This window comes from Leisingera sp. (genome assembly GCF_982940295.1).
Genome location: NZ_CEYXRG010000011.1, coordinates 128,464 through 143,514, shown reverse-complemented (window position 1 = coordinate 143,514; position 15,051 = coordinate 128,464). Strand labels below are relative to the sequence as shown.

The 15,051-nt window shown below is 65.4% G+C and carries 10 protein-coding genes; 4 read left to right on the top strand and 6 right to left on the bottom strand.

Annotated features, from left to right (window positions below; genetic code table 11):
* Positions 1-92 precede the first annotated feature (92 nt).
* From AC4HIX_RS12165 to AC4HIX_RS12155, 3 genes are all read left to right on the top strand, one after another.
* Positions 93-2,168: an oxidoreductase gene (locus tag AC4HIX_RS12165; protein WP_475053661.1), complete on the top strand. Its 2,076-nt coding sequence runs from the start codon at positions 93-95 to the stop codon at positions 2,166-2,168.
* Complete coding sequence (locus AC4HIX_RS12160) at positions 2,168-3,367, top strand: aromatic ring-hydroxylating oxygenase subunit alpha (RefSeq protein ID WP_490399111.1); 1,200 nt, start codon at positions 2,168-2,170, stop codon at positions 3,365-3,367. The genes AC4HIX_RS12165 and AC4HIX_RS12160 overlap by 1 nt, the downstream gene beginning before the upstream one ends.
* Before the next feature lie 72 nt (positions 3,368-3,439).
* Complete coding sequence (locus AC4HIX_RS12155) at positions 3,440-5,011, top strand: trimethylamine methyltransferase family protein (protein ID WP_475053656.1); 1,572 nt, start codon at positions 3,440-3,442, stop codon at positions 5,009-5,011.
* A gap of 35 nt (positions 5,012-5,046) precedes the next feature.
* On the opposite strand, the gene AC4HIX_RS12150 is transcribed toward AC4HIX_RS12155, so the two are convergent.
* The 4 genes from AC4HIX_RS12150 to AC4HIX_RS12135 form a co-directional block, all read right to left on the bottom strand.
* A complete protein-coding gene (locus AC4HIX_RS12150; protein WP_475053654.1) occupies positions 5,047-6,564 on the bottom strand; it encodes an ABC transporter permease in 1,518 nt (505 codons plus the stop codon).
* 11 nt (positions 6,565-6,575) lie between these two features.
* The gene (locus AC4HIX_RS12145; RefSeq protein ID WP_475053651.1) at positions 6,576-7,625 is read right to left on the bottom strand and encodes a quaternary amine ABC transporter ATP-binding protein; all 1,050 of its coding nucleotides are present in this window, start codon (positions 7,623-7,625) and stop codon (positions 6,576-6,578) included.
* A gap of 71 nt (positions 7,626-7,696) precedes the next feature.
* Positions 7,697-8,653, bottom strand: coding sequence for an ABC transporter substrate-binding protein (locus AC4HIX_RS12140; RefSeq protein ID WP_475053649.1), 957 nt, complete (start codon positions 8,651-8,653; stop codon positions 7,697-7,699).
* Between the two features lie 35 nt (positions 8,654-8,688).
* Entirely contained in the window at positions 8,689-11,013 is a 2,325-nt protein-coding gene (locus tag AC4HIX_RS12135; protein WP_490399110.1) for a DUF1989 domain-containing protein, read from the bottom strand.
* Positions 11,014-11,125: 112 nt separating this feature from the next.
* Between AC4HIX_RS12135 and AC4HIX_RS12130 the strand changes: the two genes are divergently transcribed.
* Positions 11,126-12,130: a LacI family DNA-binding transcriptional regulator gene (locus tag AC4HIX_RS12130; RefSeq protein WP_475053645.1), complete on the top strand. Its 1,005-nt coding sequence runs from the start codon at positions 11,126-11,128 to the stop codon at positions 12,128-12,130.
* 9 nt (positions 12,131-12,139) lie between these two features.
* Here AC4HIX_RS12130 and AC4HIX_RS12125 read toward each other — a convergent pair whose 3' ends face one another.
* Positions 12,140-13,348 carry a mandelate racemase/muconate lactonizing enzyme family protein gene (locus AC4HIX_RS12125; protein WP_475053644.1) on the bottom strand — a complete coding sequence of 403 codons (1,209 nt, stop codon included), beginning with the start codon at positions 13,346-13,348 and terminating at the stop codon, positions 12,140-12,142.
* 13 nt (positions 13,349-13,361) lie between these two features.
* Positions 13,362-15,020 carry a GMC family oxidoreductase gene (locus AC4HIX_RS12120; protein WP_475053643.1) on the bottom strand — a complete coding sequence of 553 codons (1,659 nt, stop codon included), beginning with the start codon at positions 15,018-15,020 and terminating at the stop codon, positions 13,362-13,364.
* Positions 15,021-15,051: the final 31 nt, after the last annotated feature.

The window sequence follows — 15,051 nt, the reverse complement described above, 5'->3', positions numbered from 1 at the left end:
CAAAGCAGGCTTCTGATCCCCGCAAGCGGCGGGCCATGCGGCCCGCCGTCCTGCCCCTTAACGACAATCTGTGAATAAAAGGATGTGCCAATATGTCAGGCGCAAATGGGTATTCCATTCTGTTTGAACCGGTGAAGATCGGTCCCGTCACCGCGCGAAACCGGTTTTACCAGGTGCCCCATTGCAACGGCATGGGGCATGTGCGTCCGCAGGCCGAAGCCGCCATGCGCGGTATGAAGGCCGAAGGCGGCTGGGCCGTGGTCTCCACTCAAGAAACCGAAATCCACCCCACGTCCGACCTCGGCCCGTATGCGGAAAACCGTCTGTGGGACGAACACGACGTTCCCGCCCTGCGGCTGATGACCGAGAAAGTGCATCAGCACGGCGCGCTGGCGGCAATCCAGCTGGCCCACAACGGCCACCACGCCACCAACCATCTGACCCGCGCCCCGGTGCTGGCGCCCTCTGACGGGCCGATCGACACGGTTTTCCCGAAACAGGCCCGCGCCATGGACAAGGAGGACATCCGCAACCTGCGCCGCTGGCACCGCGCTGCCGCCCGCCGTGCCAAGGAGGCCGGGTTCGACATCGTCTATGTCTATGCCGGCCACCAGATGACCCTGCCCCAGCACTTCCTGCTGCCGCAATTCAACAGCCGCAGCGACGAATACGGCGGCTCTTTGGAAAACCGCGTCCGCCTGACCCGGGAGCTTCTGGAGGAAACCCGCGAGGAGCTGGACGGGCACTGCGCCGTCGCCTTGCGCTTTGCGGTCGACCAGATGATGGGCGCGGACGGGATGCAGGCGCAGGAGGAAGGCCGCGCTGTGGTCGAGATGCTGGCTGAGCTGCCGGACCTGTGGGACGTGAACGTCTCCGACTGGAGCAATGACAGCCAGACCACCCGCTTCCAGCCGCAGGACGGTTTCCAGGTTCCTTATATCGACTTCGTCAAGCAGGTGACATCGAAGCCGGTGGTCGGGGTCGGCCGCTTCACCTCGCCGGACCTGATGACTTCGCTGGTCAGCAAGGGCGTGCTGGACCTGATCGGCGCCGCCCGCCCCTCCATCGCCGACCCGTTTCTGCCGAACAAGATCAGGGACGGCCGCGTTGAGGAAATCCGCGAATGCATCGGCTGCAACATCTGTGTGTCGGCTGACAATCTGGGCGTGCCGATCCGCTGCACCCAGAACCCCACCATGGGCGAGGAATGGCGCCGCGGCTGGCACCCTGAGAAGATCGCGCCCAAGCGCAATGAAACCAATGCCTTGGTGATCGGCTCCGGCCCGGCGGGCCTGGAATGCGTACTGCAATTGTCGAACCGCGGCTATGACGTGACCCTGGCCGAAGCCGCGCCCGAGTTCGGCGGCCGCGTCCTGCGCGAATCCCGCCTGTCGGGACTGGCGGCTTGGAAACGGGTGGCCGACAACCGGCTCTGGCAGCTGCAGCAGCGCGCCAATGTGCACATGTTCACCGACAGCCCGATGAGCGCCACCGAAGTGACCGATCTGGAAATTCCCAATGTCTTCATTGCCACCGGCAGCCGCTGGCTGCGCGACGGCAGCGGCCGCTCCAGCCACGCGCCCCTGCCGGTTGAGGGCCTGCCGGTTTTCACGCCCGACGACATCATGGCGGGCGAAATGCCCCCTGCGGAAGGCCCGGTTATGATCTATGATGACGATCAGGCCTACCTCGGCGGTGTGGTGGCGTACCACCTGGCCGCGGCGGGCCGCAAGGTGATCCTGGCCACGCCCGGGGCCGTGGTCTCAGCCTTTACCGAACTGACGCTGGAGCAGGCCCGGGTGCAGGCCAGCCTGATCGAGGCCGGGGTCGAGATCATCCCGCTGCATCTGCTGCAATCGGCCGATGCGGGTGGCGTCACCCTGGGCTGCGCCTACACCGGCCGCCCGCGGACCGTGCCCTGCACCAGCCTGCTGATGGTGACCGCCCGCCAGCGCGACGCGGCCCTTTATGAGGAGCTGAAGGCAGACCACCCGCACCGCTTCACCACGCTGGAGCTGATCGGCGATGCCGCATCCCCGGGGCTGATTGCCGATGCGGTCTATGCCGGCCACATGGCCGCCCGCAATTTCGAACGCGACCCGGCGGCGGCGGACGCGGACTGGTTCCGCCGTGAATTGATCTCTCTGAACGATATGGGAGGCAGCTGATGCCCAAAGATGACCTGCAAGTGATGCGCGAGCTGATGGAAAGCCACCAGGAAGGCTTTGCGCTCGAACGCCATTTCTACACCTCCCAGGCGGTCTATGAACACGACATCCAACGGGTCTGGAACCGAAACTGGATTTGGGTTGGCCACGTCAGCCAGATCGCCGAGCCCGGCAACTACTTCCTGTTCGACTACGGCCCGGAATCGGTGATCGTGGTGCGCGACCGCGAAGGAGAGGTGCGCGCCCATATGAACATCTGCCGCCACCGCGGCTCCCGCGTGTGCCTGGAAAAGCAGGGCACCGCGCGGGTGTTCTCCTGCCCCTATCACGCCTGGACCTTCGGGCTGGACGGGCGTCTGCGCGGCGGCCGCGCCATGGGGCCGGATTTCGACCCCTCCGAATACGGGCTGTTCCCGGTTCAGGTGCAGGTATTCCAGGGCCTGATCTTCATCTGTGCCGATGAAAACCCGCCGCCGCTGGAGGAAAGCCTCGCCCGGCTTGCGCCGCTGTCGGCACCGATGCAGCTGGACAACCTGAAACTCGCGCATGAGGCCTCCTATCCGGTTCCCGCCAACTGGAAACTGGCGCTGGAGAATTACCTGGAGTGCTACCATTGCGCGCCCTCGCATCAGGACTATTCCCGCAGCCATTCGCTCAAGGATCCCGCGGATGTGGAGAAATACGGCGCAGACTTGCGCGACCGCTCCGCCTCCGCCGGACTGCCAACAGAGGAGCTTGATCTGACCGGCCCGAATGCGATGGCTCTGGGCGCGGATGTCTACTGGCGGCGCTACCCGTTGTTTCCCGGTTACCAGACCGGCAGCAAGGACGGTGAGCCGCTGGCCCCGCCGCTGGGGCAGCTGACGGGGCATGACGGCGGCGCCACCGATCTCGCGATCGGCACGCTGAACTATTTCCTGATCTATGCCGACCACCTGGTGGGATACCGTTTCATCCCCCGTTCCCTGCAGGAAACCGACATCCAGATCGCCTGGTATGTGCGCGGCGACGCCGAGGAAGGCCGCGATTACAGCAAAGAGGCGCTGACCTGGCTGTGGCACGTCACCTCGCTCGATGACGAACGCATCATCCGCCACAATCAGGAAGGGGTGAATTCGCACCGTTTCGTCCCCGGCCCGCTGTCGGAGATGGAGTGGAGCCTGCCCGGCTTCTACCGCAGCTATTTCAGCATGATCTGAACGCTTCAGACCCCAAAAATGAAAGCAGGCCGCGCCTTTGCGGCCTGCGCTGACCTTTCCGGAGACCGCTATATGGTTGACGTCACCAAGACCCGAACCCGCCGCCGCAGCGGCGGACGCGAAGCGCGCGCCGCCGCCCGCACCCAGGCCGCGCCCTCGCAGGCCATCCACGCAGGCATCCCCGGCGGCCGCTACAGACCGCTGTCGGATGCGGACATGCAGAAGATCCACCAGGCGGCGCTGACCATCCTGGCCCAAACCGGCATCGGCGACCCGACCGAGGGGCTGCTCGATCTGGTCCTGCCCAAGGGCGCCGAGCTCAACGCCCACGGCCGCCTCTGCTTCCCCCGCGCGCTGATGGAGGACTTGCTGACCAAGGCGGCCAGCGAATTCTACGTCCACGCCCGCGGCAGCCGCGCGGGCAAGGATGACATGCACTGCACCAAGGAGAAGGTTTATTACGCCAACTCCGGCACCGCGGTCACAACCTTTGACGCCGCCACCCGCAGCTACCGGCCCTCGGTGCTCAAAGATATCTACGATTTCACCCGGCTGGTGGACCGGCTCGACAACCTACACATGACCGGCGACACGGTGCTGGCCACCGACGTGCCGCAGGATTTCGAGCATGACATGTCGATGCTCTATGCGATCCTGGCCGGCAGCGAGAAACCCTCCTGCCTCACCTTCCGCGACCGCGCCCATATCAAACCGGCAATCGAGCTGTTCGACATGGCCTCCGGCGGCGAAGGCAAGTTCCTCCAGAAACCCTCCGTGATCTTCGGCGGCTGCCCGATTGTCTCTCCGCTGCGGCTGGGGCGCGAGAACCTGGAGATCATGATCGACACCGCCAAACTGGGCCTCACCTGTGATCTGGCGGTGCCGCCGCAGGCGGGCGCGACCTCCCCTGCCCCGCTGGCCGGCACGCTGGCGCAGGCGGTGGCCGAAACCCTCTCTTGCGTGGCCATCGTCAACCTGATCAACCCCGGCACGCCGGTGGTGTTCGCCGCCTGGCCCTTCATCACCGACCTGCGCACCGGCTCCTTCACCGGCGGCTCGGGCGAGCAGGCGCTGATCTCCGCCGCCGCCATCCAGATGGGCAACTTCTACAACCTGCCCACCTCGGTCGGCTGCGGCATGACCGACTCCAAGATCCCCGACGCTCAATACGGCCTTGAAAAGGCGCTGACCTTCAGCCTCGCCGCCCATGCCGGCGCGAACCGTTTGTGCGAATTCGGCGGCATGGTCGGCTCGCTGATGGGCTGCTCCTTCGAGTCGATGGTGATCGACAACGAAGCCGCCGGCATGATCTCCCGCACCCTGCGCGGGATCGAGGTCAGCGACGACACCCTCTCGGTCGATGTGATCCACGACTGCGCCATCAGCCCGGGCCATTTCCTCGGAAACAACCAGACGCTTGAGTACATGGAGACGGAATACGTCTACCCCGAACTAATGGACCGTGAGCTGACGGACACTTGGGAAAAGGCGGGAAAGCAGACCCTGTTCGACCGCGCCCATGAGGCCTCGGAGCGGATCCTGGCGGAGCATTACCCGAACTATTTCGGCAGCAAGCTGGACGCGGAAATCCGTGCCAAGTTTCCCGTTAAGTTGCCGCCAAGCGCAATGCGCCCCGGCAGCTGAGGCCGGGGCAGCATCATGTCCCGATGGCTGGCAGGTCACCGCCTGCCGGCAACAATCCGGTCGAGGATCAGCGCGCAGAACAGGATCGCCAGACCCGCCAGAATACCCTGCCCCGCCGCCGCATATTGCAACGCTTCCAGAACGTCCTCACCCAGCCCCTTGGCGCCGATCAGCGAGGCCACCACCACCATCGCCAGCGACAGCAGGATGGTCTGGTTGACACCGGCCATGATCGTCTTGCGCGCCAGCGGCAGATCCACCCGCCACAGCAGGTAACGCGGCGTGGCGCCAAAGGCGAGCGCGGCCTCGCGCACCGTGTCCGGCACCTGCTGGAGCCCCAGCACGGTAAAGCGGATCACCGGCGGGCTGCCAAAGATCATTGTGGCCACCACCCCTGCCGGCTTGCCGGAGCCAATGAAGGCCACAACCGGGATCAGATAGACAAAGGACGGCATCGACTGCATGAAATCCAGCACCGGGCGCACCACCGCAAACACCCGCGGGCGCCGCGCACAGTAGATGCCCAGCGGAATGCCCAAGGTGATCGAGATCAGCGCCGCCGCGCCCAGCAGCGCAATGGTGGTCATCGCCTTTTCCCAGAAATCCAGCAGCCCCAGATAGGCCAGCGCTGCACCGGTAAAGATCGCCACCCGGGCGCCCGCTGACAGATAGGCCAGCATCACAATGACCAGCGCCACCACCGGCCAGGGGGTATCGACCAGCACCACCTCGATCCAGTCGAGGAGCGTCCGCATCCCCGCCGTCAGCCCGTCAAAGAAGCCGCGGCCGGACGTCTTGGTCCAGTCGAACGCCGCCTGCACCCCGTCCCCCACATTCAGCCGCCAGTCGCGGTTGGTGGGAAAGGCGTTCAGCAGCGAAAACGCATCCGGCATCGCAAACTTCAGCGCCGACAGCACCACGACCGCCGCTGCCAGCACAGTGGAAACTGCCAGCCGCGGCACGGACCAGCCGCTGGCCACGCTGCGGTCGGAGCGCCAGCGGGCAAACTGCCCCTCCAGCGTCCAGTTCGCCAAGGATGCCGCCAGAAACTTCACCGACAGCAGCAGGGCGATGCCCGCAACCAGGTAGACAACACCGCTTGCATTGGCCGCCGCCGCGGCCTCCTGCGCCCCGGCCAGCGCGCCCTCCAGCGACTCCGCGGCACGTTTCAGCGAGTCCAATGAGGACGCGCCAGAGGCCTCCGCCGCCTCAATCTGCTGCCGCCGCAGCTCCAGCGTCTGTGCGATCTGCTCCGCCCGGATGCGGAAGTCGCGGCCCAGATCACCAAACAGGCCCATCGCGATCTGGATGTAGGCCAGGGTTTCCAGCACCAGAAAGCCCAGGAACCAGGACCAAAGCCCCCTTGCCCCGAACCAGACCGGGCCCAAAAGGCCAGCCGCCCAGTTCAAGGTGAACCGGTAGCCCGGCGCCTCCATCATGTAGCTGAAAACCTGCTGATAGTAGCTTTGCGACTGGCCGGTGAACTCACCCACCAGCGCGCTCAGCCGCCCGGCGGTTTCCGGTTTGATCTGTGATTGGTCGATGTGCTTCATCACCCTCCTCCTTACGCCTGGCTGTCCTGAATGGCGCGGATCAGCCCCGCGCGGTTGATCACCCCGACGGTGGCGCCAGCATCGGCAACTTTGACGATGCCGTGGCCATCCACCGCCAGATCCATCAGGTCGCTCAGGTCCATGTCGGGCCGCGCCACCTTGGCATCCGCGGGCAAGGCGCCGTGGGAGGCCTCGAATTCTGCAACCGGCTTCATCACCGAATGGGCAAAGATCATGTTGAGCTTGGAGATCCCGGCCACGAAATCCGCCACATAGTCATCTGCCGGGTTCAGGATGATCTCCTCCGGGGTGCCGATCTGCACGATGCGGCCGTCCTTCATGATGGCGATGCGGTGGCCGATGCGGATCGCCTCGTCCAGGTCGTGGGTGATGAACATGGTGGTCTTACCCAGCTTGCGGCTCAGCTCCATGAACTGGTCCTGCAGCTGCTTGCGGATCAGCGGATCCAGCGCCGAAAACGGCTCGTCCATCAGCAGGATCTCAGGGTCGGAGGCAATGGCGCGCGCGAGGCCAACCCGCTGCTGCATCCCGCCGGACAGCTCATGGGCGTATTTGTCCTCCCAGCCCGACAGCTCCACCAGCTCCAGCACCCGGTCGGCTTCCTCCCAGCGGCGCGCCTTGCCGGTGCCGCGGATTTCCAGCGGCATCGCCACATTGTCGCGCACGGTGCGGTGCGGCATCAGGCCGAAATTCTGGAACACCATGGCAACGCGGCGGTTGCGCAGGTCGCGCAGGCCCTCGGCGTTCAGCCCCATCACGTCCTCACCATTGATGAAGATATGCCCGTCTGTCGGCTCCAGCAGCCGGTTCACGTGGCGCACCAGCGTCGACTTGCCGGACCCCGACAGGCCCATCACGCAGAACAGCTCGCCCCGTTCGATCTGGAAACTGGCATCCGCCACCCCGACCACGCAGTTAAACCGTTCCAGCACCTGCGGTTTTGTCAGCCCTTCCGCGTGAATGGCCTTCAGCGCCTCGGCTGAGCGTGCCCCGAAAATCTTCCAGACGCCGCGTGCGTCAATTGCGATATCACCCGCCATGGCCTCCCCCTGTCTTCAAAAGTCTTTTGCCGGCCCCGCCGCCAGCCGGTCGGCGGGGCCAAAGGATGGGATCAGTTCAGGCCCAGCCAGCCGTCCACGATTTCGCCATTGGCCGCCAGCCAGTCCGACACCGCCGCGTCGATCTCCTGGCCCTGGATCACCACCTGATAGGTGAGCTTGGAGAGTTCCCCTGCATCCATGTCGATCTGGCTCAGGAACGACGCCGCCGCCGGGTTCCGCTGCTCCAGCGACTTGGAATAGGCCACCGTCACCGTCTTCACCTGGTCGCCCGAGGTGATCGAGGATTTGCCGTACCAGTCCGCGTCCTGATCCGGCTGGATGATAGTATAGGCCTCCGGGTCGTGCTCTGGCTCTTCGATCATCGTCACGTCATACAGCGCATGCACGTAATGCGGCTTGTAGCAGTAAAAGACGACGCCCTCTTTCTGCTCCACCGCATCCTTCAGCCGCGAATAGAACACGGTTTCATCTTCGGAGGACGGCTCCAGAAATGTCTCGATCCCGTAATCCCGCACCTTCACCTTGTGCACATTCGTGGAGGCCCAGCCGGAGGCACCCACCCAGATCTCGCCCTTGCCGTCGCCATTGGTGTCATAAAGATCCTGCGCCGCCGGGGTGGCGAGGTCGAAGATCGACTTCATCCCGTGCTCCTCGGCCATATAGGTCGGGGTGCAGAAACCGGACCGCCCCTCGTAGCTGCCGGAGGACAGCGCCACGGTGCCCTTCTGGTCCACGTATTCGTCGGTAAAGGACGCCTGGTTCGGCAGCCAGACGTCGGGGTGCACGTCGATATCGCCGCGCCCGCCGTCCATCGCGGCAAAGATCACCGCATTGGCGCCTGGGGCATAGCCCGCCTCGCCGCCCAGGCGCGTCTCGATCACCTGGCCGATGATCCGGCTCATGATCTTGGCGCCGGGCCAGCTGGGCTCGCCCACCATGACTTTTTCCTGCGCCATCGCACCGGTGCCCAAGGCGGCAATTGCAGTTGCAAACGCGAGATGTTTCATCGGTTTCTCTCTCCTGTTGCTGTGAGGTTTCGCGCTCAGGCGCGGGCCCGCTTGCGCTGCGGGTCTATGAAAGGAATGTTCGTAACGGTGGCGCCAAGGCGTTTCATCCGCCCGTCAAGCTGGCCAACTTCCAGCCGGGCGCCGTCTTCGGCGTGCTCGACACCCAGCCGGGCGATGGCGATGGCATGCTCCAGCGAGGGCGAGCGGGTGGCGGAGGTCACCACACCCACCTGCCTCTCGCCGGCATAGACGGGGCTGCCGTGCAACGGCACATCGTTGCAGCCAAGCAGCAACCCCTTCAGCACCCGGCGCGACTCCCGCGCGTTGCGTTCCAGCGCCGCCTTGCCGGTGAATTCCGGTTTGGTCAGATCAACGGCAAAGCCCAGCCCAGCCTCAAACGCGTCCACGCCCGCTGCGAATTCCGCATTGGCGGCGGCCAGCCCGGCTTCGATCCGGATGATCTCCAGCGCGGCAGACCCCATCGGGGTGATCCCGAACTCCTCGCCCGCTTCCATCACCGCGTCCCAGATTTCCAGCGCGTGCGCCTTGGAACAGAATATCTCATAGCCCAGTTCGCCGGTGTAGCCGGAGCGGGACAGCACGAAGGGGGCGCCCTCCCGGTCATTGAGCCGCGCCACGGTGACGCCGAACCATTTCAGCTGGTCCAGATGCGGCACGTGCGGCTGGGTAAAGGCGATCTTGCGCAACAGGTCGCGCGACCTGGGGCCCTGGATCGCCAGATTTGGCATCGCCCCGCGCATATCGTGAATGCGGACTTGCAGCCCCATCTGCTGCGCCAGCGTCTCCAGCACCCGGCCGCTCTCCTCCGAGCCGCAGCACCAGCGGAACAGGTCGGGCGCCAGCCGGAACAGGGTGCCGTCGTCGATCACCGTGCCGGCCTCATCGCACATCAGCGTATAGGAGCCGCGCCACACCGCCAGCTTGGCCACGTTGCGGGTGGTCGCCTGCTGCAGCAGCACCTCGGCATCGGGGCCGGCGATGTCGTATTTCCGCAGCCCGCTCATGTCCTGCACCGTCACCGCATTGCGGCAGGCCCAGTATTCCCCGGTGGTGCCATGCGACGGGAAGCTCACCGGCGCCCACAGGTCGCGGGCCGGGGCAAAATGCTGGGTCAGCGGTTCAAGCCGGTCATGAAAAGCGGAGTTCTGGCTGATCGACATCGGAGCGTCTTCCTTTTCGCGGTAGGCAACAGCGCGGCGCAGGGGTGTTTCGGGGCGGTAGATGCGCACATGCACATCGGTCGGGTTCCAGCCGTTGATCGGGTCGATGTCGTCCGGACAGGCGGTGGAGACGCAGACCAGATCCTCCAGCGCCCGCATCGCCACATAGTCGCCGGGGCGCGAATGCGACTCCTCGGTCAGGATGTGGTGCGAATGCGGGTCGACCCAGGTGTTCCAGAAGAAGTTGACCGCAGGCCAGGCCGCCCGCCGCTGCACACCATAGGGCGCGAGCGCATGGGACATGTTGTCGGAGCAGTTCACGTGGCCGGGAAATCCGCGCTCCTCGTACCCGCGCGCGGTGCAGGCCAGGCCAAAGGTGTCATGCCGCCCGCAGGTGTCCTGGATCACGTTCAGCATCGGCCGCATATCGCGGTCAAAGAACTTGTCCAGCAATCCCGGCCCCGGATAGGCACGCCGCACCATCGACCGGGTGGCAGTGCTGTCGATCATCAGCTCCTCGCCCCGCTCCAGCCCATCGGCGCGGAAAGCGGTAAAGTCGGAGCACTGCTGTCCTTCAACGTCGATGACCTGGATGATCTCGCCCTGCTTCACCTCATAGGCAAAGCCGGTGCCACGGCTGACGGTGAATTCCTCCCGCGTATCGCCCAATAGCGGCGGCAGCAGCGGCGTGCTGCGCTCCGCAGGCTGCCAGGTGACCTTGGTATTGGCCGGGGCCGCGCCATGCACCAGCGCCTCAGGGCTGGCCGTATGGAACACCCAGACCGTCGCCGCGCTGACCGCTTTCAGGATCAGCGGCACGCCGTTAGCCGCCAGATTTGCAGCGGGAATATCAGCGGTGGCGCCGCCATTTGCCGCGACCCAGCCCAGCAGCTCCGCGCTGTCGCACTCCGCAACCCTCAGACGTGCATCCGCCTGCAACCCCAACGCTGCCAGCGCCGGGCGCCCGCCGGCATCAAAAGCTGCGATCTGCACACCATCCTCGGCTTGGGCAATCTCTACCGACAGCAGGTCGCCCGCCTGCATTTCCTGCCGGATCCCGTCGCGCAGCGCCAGCACGCGGGTGCTTCCCCGGGCGGGTTTCGCAAAGCCGGGAAAGGCCCGGGCAGGGCTGTCGAAACCGATGTTGTCAAGGCCGCGCAGGACTGTGTAGCGGGTCATCTCTTCTGCCGATTCTGCAAAATGTAACTGGTTACATCGTTGATGAAACTGGTTACATGTGTCAAGAATTTCCTATCCGACCGGCAAAGGCGGCAAGAAAGGCAAAGAGCGGATGAGCAAGACACCAGGCCAGAAACGCGCGAACTTACGGGATGTTGCCAGTGCGGCGGGGGTGTCGGTGGCGACGGTCTCAAGGGTGATGAACGCGCCTGAAACGGTGGCCGAAAAGACCCGCCAACGGGTCGAGGAGGCGATGACCAGCCTGCGCTGGGTGCCAAGCGCTGCGGCGCGGGCGATCAACACCGGGCGCACCCGGTTCGTCGGCGCGCTGGTGCCGACCCTAGACAACGCGATCTTTGCCCGCTTCCTGTCCAAGCTGGAACACCAGCTTGGCACCCATCGGCTGTCGCTTGTGGTGGCCACCACCGACAGTGACCCGCAGACAGAGGCGGAAAAGGCCAAGACCCTGATCGACATCGGCGCCGAGGGGCTGATTGTTTCAGGCATCACTCATGACCCCGCGCTCTATGACCTGCTGGAGCGCAGCCAGCGCCCGGCGATCGCCACCTCCTTTTACGATCCGGATTATACCCTGCCCACCATCGGCTATGACAACGCCGCCGCCGCGGCGCTGGCGCTGGAGCATCTGACCGGCCTGGGCCACCGCCGGATTGCCGTGGTGCATGGCCCCCGCGCCAACAACGACCGAACCCAGGCGCGGTTGAACGGGCTGAATGGCTCCGGCGCTGCGCTGCAGCTGTTCGAGACGGAGATTTCCATCGCCGGCGGCTGCACCGCCGCCCGCGATATCCTGCAACAGACGCAGCAGCCGACCGCCATTCTGTGCCTGTCCGACGTGCTGGCCTCCGGCGTCCTGGCAGAGCTGCACCGGCAAGGGGTGTCCGTGCCGGCGGATATCTCACTCATGGGCCTCGACGACCTGCCCGGCTCTGCCCACATCCACCCGGAGCTGACCACCGTCCACCTGCCCGTCGCCCGCATGGGAACAGCGGCGGCGGATGCCATCGCTCAGTGGGTGGAGACCCAGACCAGACCGGACCCCGCCATGCTGGAGTCCGCGCTGGTCCTGCGCAAATCCACGGCACCGCCTAAGTAGCGCCTGACGCTACGGGACCACCGGCTCCTGCGCCAGCTCCAGATGCAGCGCGCTGCCGGTATAGGGGCTGGCGGCAATCGCCTCGTCGTCCAGCTCCACCCCCAGGCCCGGCTCGCGGGATGGGATCACATAGCCCTCCTCCCAGGTGATCGAGGACTTGAGGCAGGACATATACGGCCCTTCAAACCGGCCAATCGACTCGAGGATCAGGAAGTTCGGGCTGCAGGCGGAGATCTGGATATTCGCCGCCGCCACCACCGGCCCGCAATAAAGATGCGGCGCGATCTGCGCCTGCCGGGTTTCCGCCATGCTGGCGATCTTCTTGGCTTCCAGCAGGCCACCGACCCGGCCCAGATCCATCTGCAGGATCGAGGCCGCGCCAGCCTCCAGCACCCGCGCGAATTCATGCTTGGTGCAGAGCCGCTCACCGGTTGAAACCGGCACCGAAGTAAACCGCGCCACTTCGGCCATATCAGCGGGATTCTCCGGCGGCACCGGCTCCTCGAACCACAGCGGCTCATAGGGCTCCAGCCGCCGCGCCATCCGCTTGGCGCCCGAAACGGTAAATTGCCCGTGGGTTCCAAACAGCAGGTCCGCGCGGGTGCCGACCGCCTCCCGGATGCGCTTCACGAACAGCTCGCTGCGCTCCAGGTCCTCCATCCGAGGCTGGTGGCCGTCGTAGATCGTATAAGGCCCGGCCGGATCGAACTTCACCGCCGTGAAGCCTTCGTTCACCCGCTGCAACGCGACCTCGGCGGCGATATCCGGGTCGTTATAGACATTCGGCGTGTACGGGTCAGGATACACATCCCCCTCCGGCGGGTATAGATAGGTATAGCTGCGCAGCCGGTCATGCACCTGCCCGCCCATCAGCTCGTAAACCGGCTTGCCCGCGGCCTTGCCGATGATATCCCAGCAGGCCATCTCCAGCCCGCTCAGCACGCCCATCACGGTCACATCAGGCCGCATCGTGTATCCCGCGCCATAGGATTTGCGCCACAACTTCTCGATATGATGCGGATCGCAACCCGCGAACTGGCGGGCAAACATCTCCTCGGCCATCGCGCAGCACAGATCCGGCCCGAAGGTCGCGTTATAGATCTCCCCCACCCCGGTGATGCCGCAAGCAGTGGTGAGGCGCACGAAGATGAAGTATCGCCCGCCATGGCGCGGCGGCGGGTTGCCGAACACAAAGGTTTCGATGGTGTCGAGTTTCATGCGCGTTTCCCTGTTATTCCGCCGCCAAACGCTTGTTTTCACTGTCTTCCAGCACCAGCTCCGCGCCACGCGCGGCCAGCATCATGGTGGGCGCATTGGTGTTGCCGGAGGTGACGTTCGGAAAGGCCGAGGCATCAATCACCCGCAGGCCCGCCACCCCATGCACTCGCAGCCGCGCATCCAAAACAGAGTCACCCGCATCCTTGCCCATCCGGCAGGTGCAGGAGGCATGGAACACAGAGCCCGCGCGCTCGCGGAAGTTCTCCAGCAGCGCCGCATCGTCCATGTCCAGAATGTCCGGCGCCCGCCGCTCCCGCGTGACGCGCTTGATGGCCGGTGCCGCCGCCAGCGCCTGCAGCAGCCGGCTCGCGCGGACTGCTGTCGCCTTATCTTCTTCGGTCGACAGAGAATTCGGCTCGATCCGCGGCGGCTGCGCCGGGTCGGCGGACTGGATGCTGATCTGCCCCCGGCTGGTGGGCCGGCCTGGCTGCACGCACAACAGGAATCCGTTGTCCCGGTCAATCTGCGGCTTGCCATTGGCCTGCGTCGAATAAGACGCCGGGTTGCAATAGACCTGCACATCCGGCCGCGCCGCGCCCGCCGTTCGGACAAAACCGCTGCACTGGTTGACCGGCACGCTCAGCGGTCCGTTGCGGGTCAGCACATATTGCAGCCCGGCCTTCATCTGACCGGCAAAGCTGCCCAGCCGGTCGTTCAGCGTGGCGCTATTGGCCCAGAAGAAATGCGACACCGCCAGATGATCCTGCAGCCCCCGCCCCACCTGCGGCAGATCATGTTTCACCGCGATCCCATGCCGCTTCAGCAGCGCCGCCGGCCCGATCCCCGACAGCTGCAACAGCTGCGGCGAGTTCACTGCACCCGCGCTCAGGATCACCTCCCGCGCTGCCAGCGCCATCTCCGGCAGGCCCTTCACCCGGTAGGCCACCCCGGTGGCCCGCCTGCCCGCCGTCATCACTTTCTCCACCAGCGCGCCGCTCACGACGGTCAGATTGCCGCGCCGCATCGCGGGCCGCAGGAACGCATCCGCCGAGGACCAGCGCCGCCCGTCCTTCACCGTGCTGCGGACAAAGCCCATCCCTTCGCTTGGCAGCGTATTGGCACCGGCATCAGCAGCCGCATTCATATCCGGCAGGAACGGCCAGCCCATCTCCTGCCCCGCGGCAAGGAAGTTCCTGGCAAAGGGATGCATCCGCTCGCTCAGGTCCGTGACCCGCACCGGCCCGTTGCCGCGCAGCCGGCGGCGGCCTTCGTGCCATTCGTCGTGGCTCTCCAGCGCCTCATAGCTGCGGCGGACAGCGTCCCAGCCCCAGCCCGCCGCCCCTGCGGCCTCCCAATCGTCAAAATCATGCGGCAGCCCCCGCACGTAGGCCATCGCGTTGATCGAGCTCGACCCGCCCAGAACCTTGCCCCGCGGCCAATAGGCCTCGCGCCCGTTCAGCCCCGGATCCGCCGCCGCCGAATAGCGCCAGTTCACCTTGGGGTCCGAGAAGGTAAAGCCATAGCCCACCGGGATCTTGATCCAGAACCGCCGGTCAGTGCCCCCGGCCTCGATCAGCAACACCTTATGCCGGCCGCTGGCCGTCAGCTTGTCCGCCAGCACACAGCCCGCCGATCCGGCGCCCACGATAATGAAGTCAAATGTTTGCGCCATGACGTGCCAAGCCCGTTGATATCCCGCGACC

Bases quoted from the DNA above. Each gene is read 5' to 3' on its own strand.
- AC4HIX_RS12130 (WP_475053645.1), top strand. From the start codon at position 11,126: ATGAGCAAGACACCAGGCCAGAAACGCGCGAACTTACGGGATGTTGCC.
- AC4HIX_RS12145 (WP_475053651.1), bottom strand. From the start codon at position 7,625: ATGGCGGGTGATATCGCAATTGACGCACGCGGCGTCTGGAAGATTTTC.
- AC4HIX_RS12150 (WP_475053654.1), bottom strand. From the start codon at position 6,564: ATGAAGCACATCGACCAATCACAGATCAAACCGGAAACCGCCGGGCGG.
- AC4HIX_RS12160 (WP_490399111.1), top strand. From the start codon at position 2,168: ATGCCCAAAGATGACCTGCAAGTGATGCGCGAGCTGATGGAAAGCCAC.
- AC4HIX_RS12165 (WP_475053661.1), top strand. From the start codon at position 93: ATGTCAGGCGCAAATGGGTATTCCATTCTGTTTGAACCGGTGAAGATC.
- AC4HIX_RS12155 (WP_475053656.1), top strand. From the start codon at position 3,440: ATGGTTGACGTCACCAAGACCCGAACCCGCCGCCGCAGCGGCGGACGC.
- AC4HIX_RS12120 (WP_475053643.1), bottom strand. From the start codon at position 15,020: ATGGCGCAAACATTTGACTTCATTATCGTGGGCGCCGGATCGGCGGGC.
- AC4HIX_RS12140 (WP_475053649.1), bottom strand. From the start codon at position 8,653: ATGAAACATCTCGCGTTTGCAACTGCAATTGCCGCCTTGGGCACCGGT.
- AC4HIX_RS12125 (WP_475053644.1), bottom strand. From the start codon at position 13,348: ATGAAACTCGACACCATCGAAACCTTTGTGTTCGGCAACCCGCCGCCG.
- AC4HIX_RS12135 (WP_490399110.1), bottom strand. From the start codon at position 11,013: ATGACCCGCTACACAGTCCTGCGCGGCCTTGACAACATCGGTTTCGAC.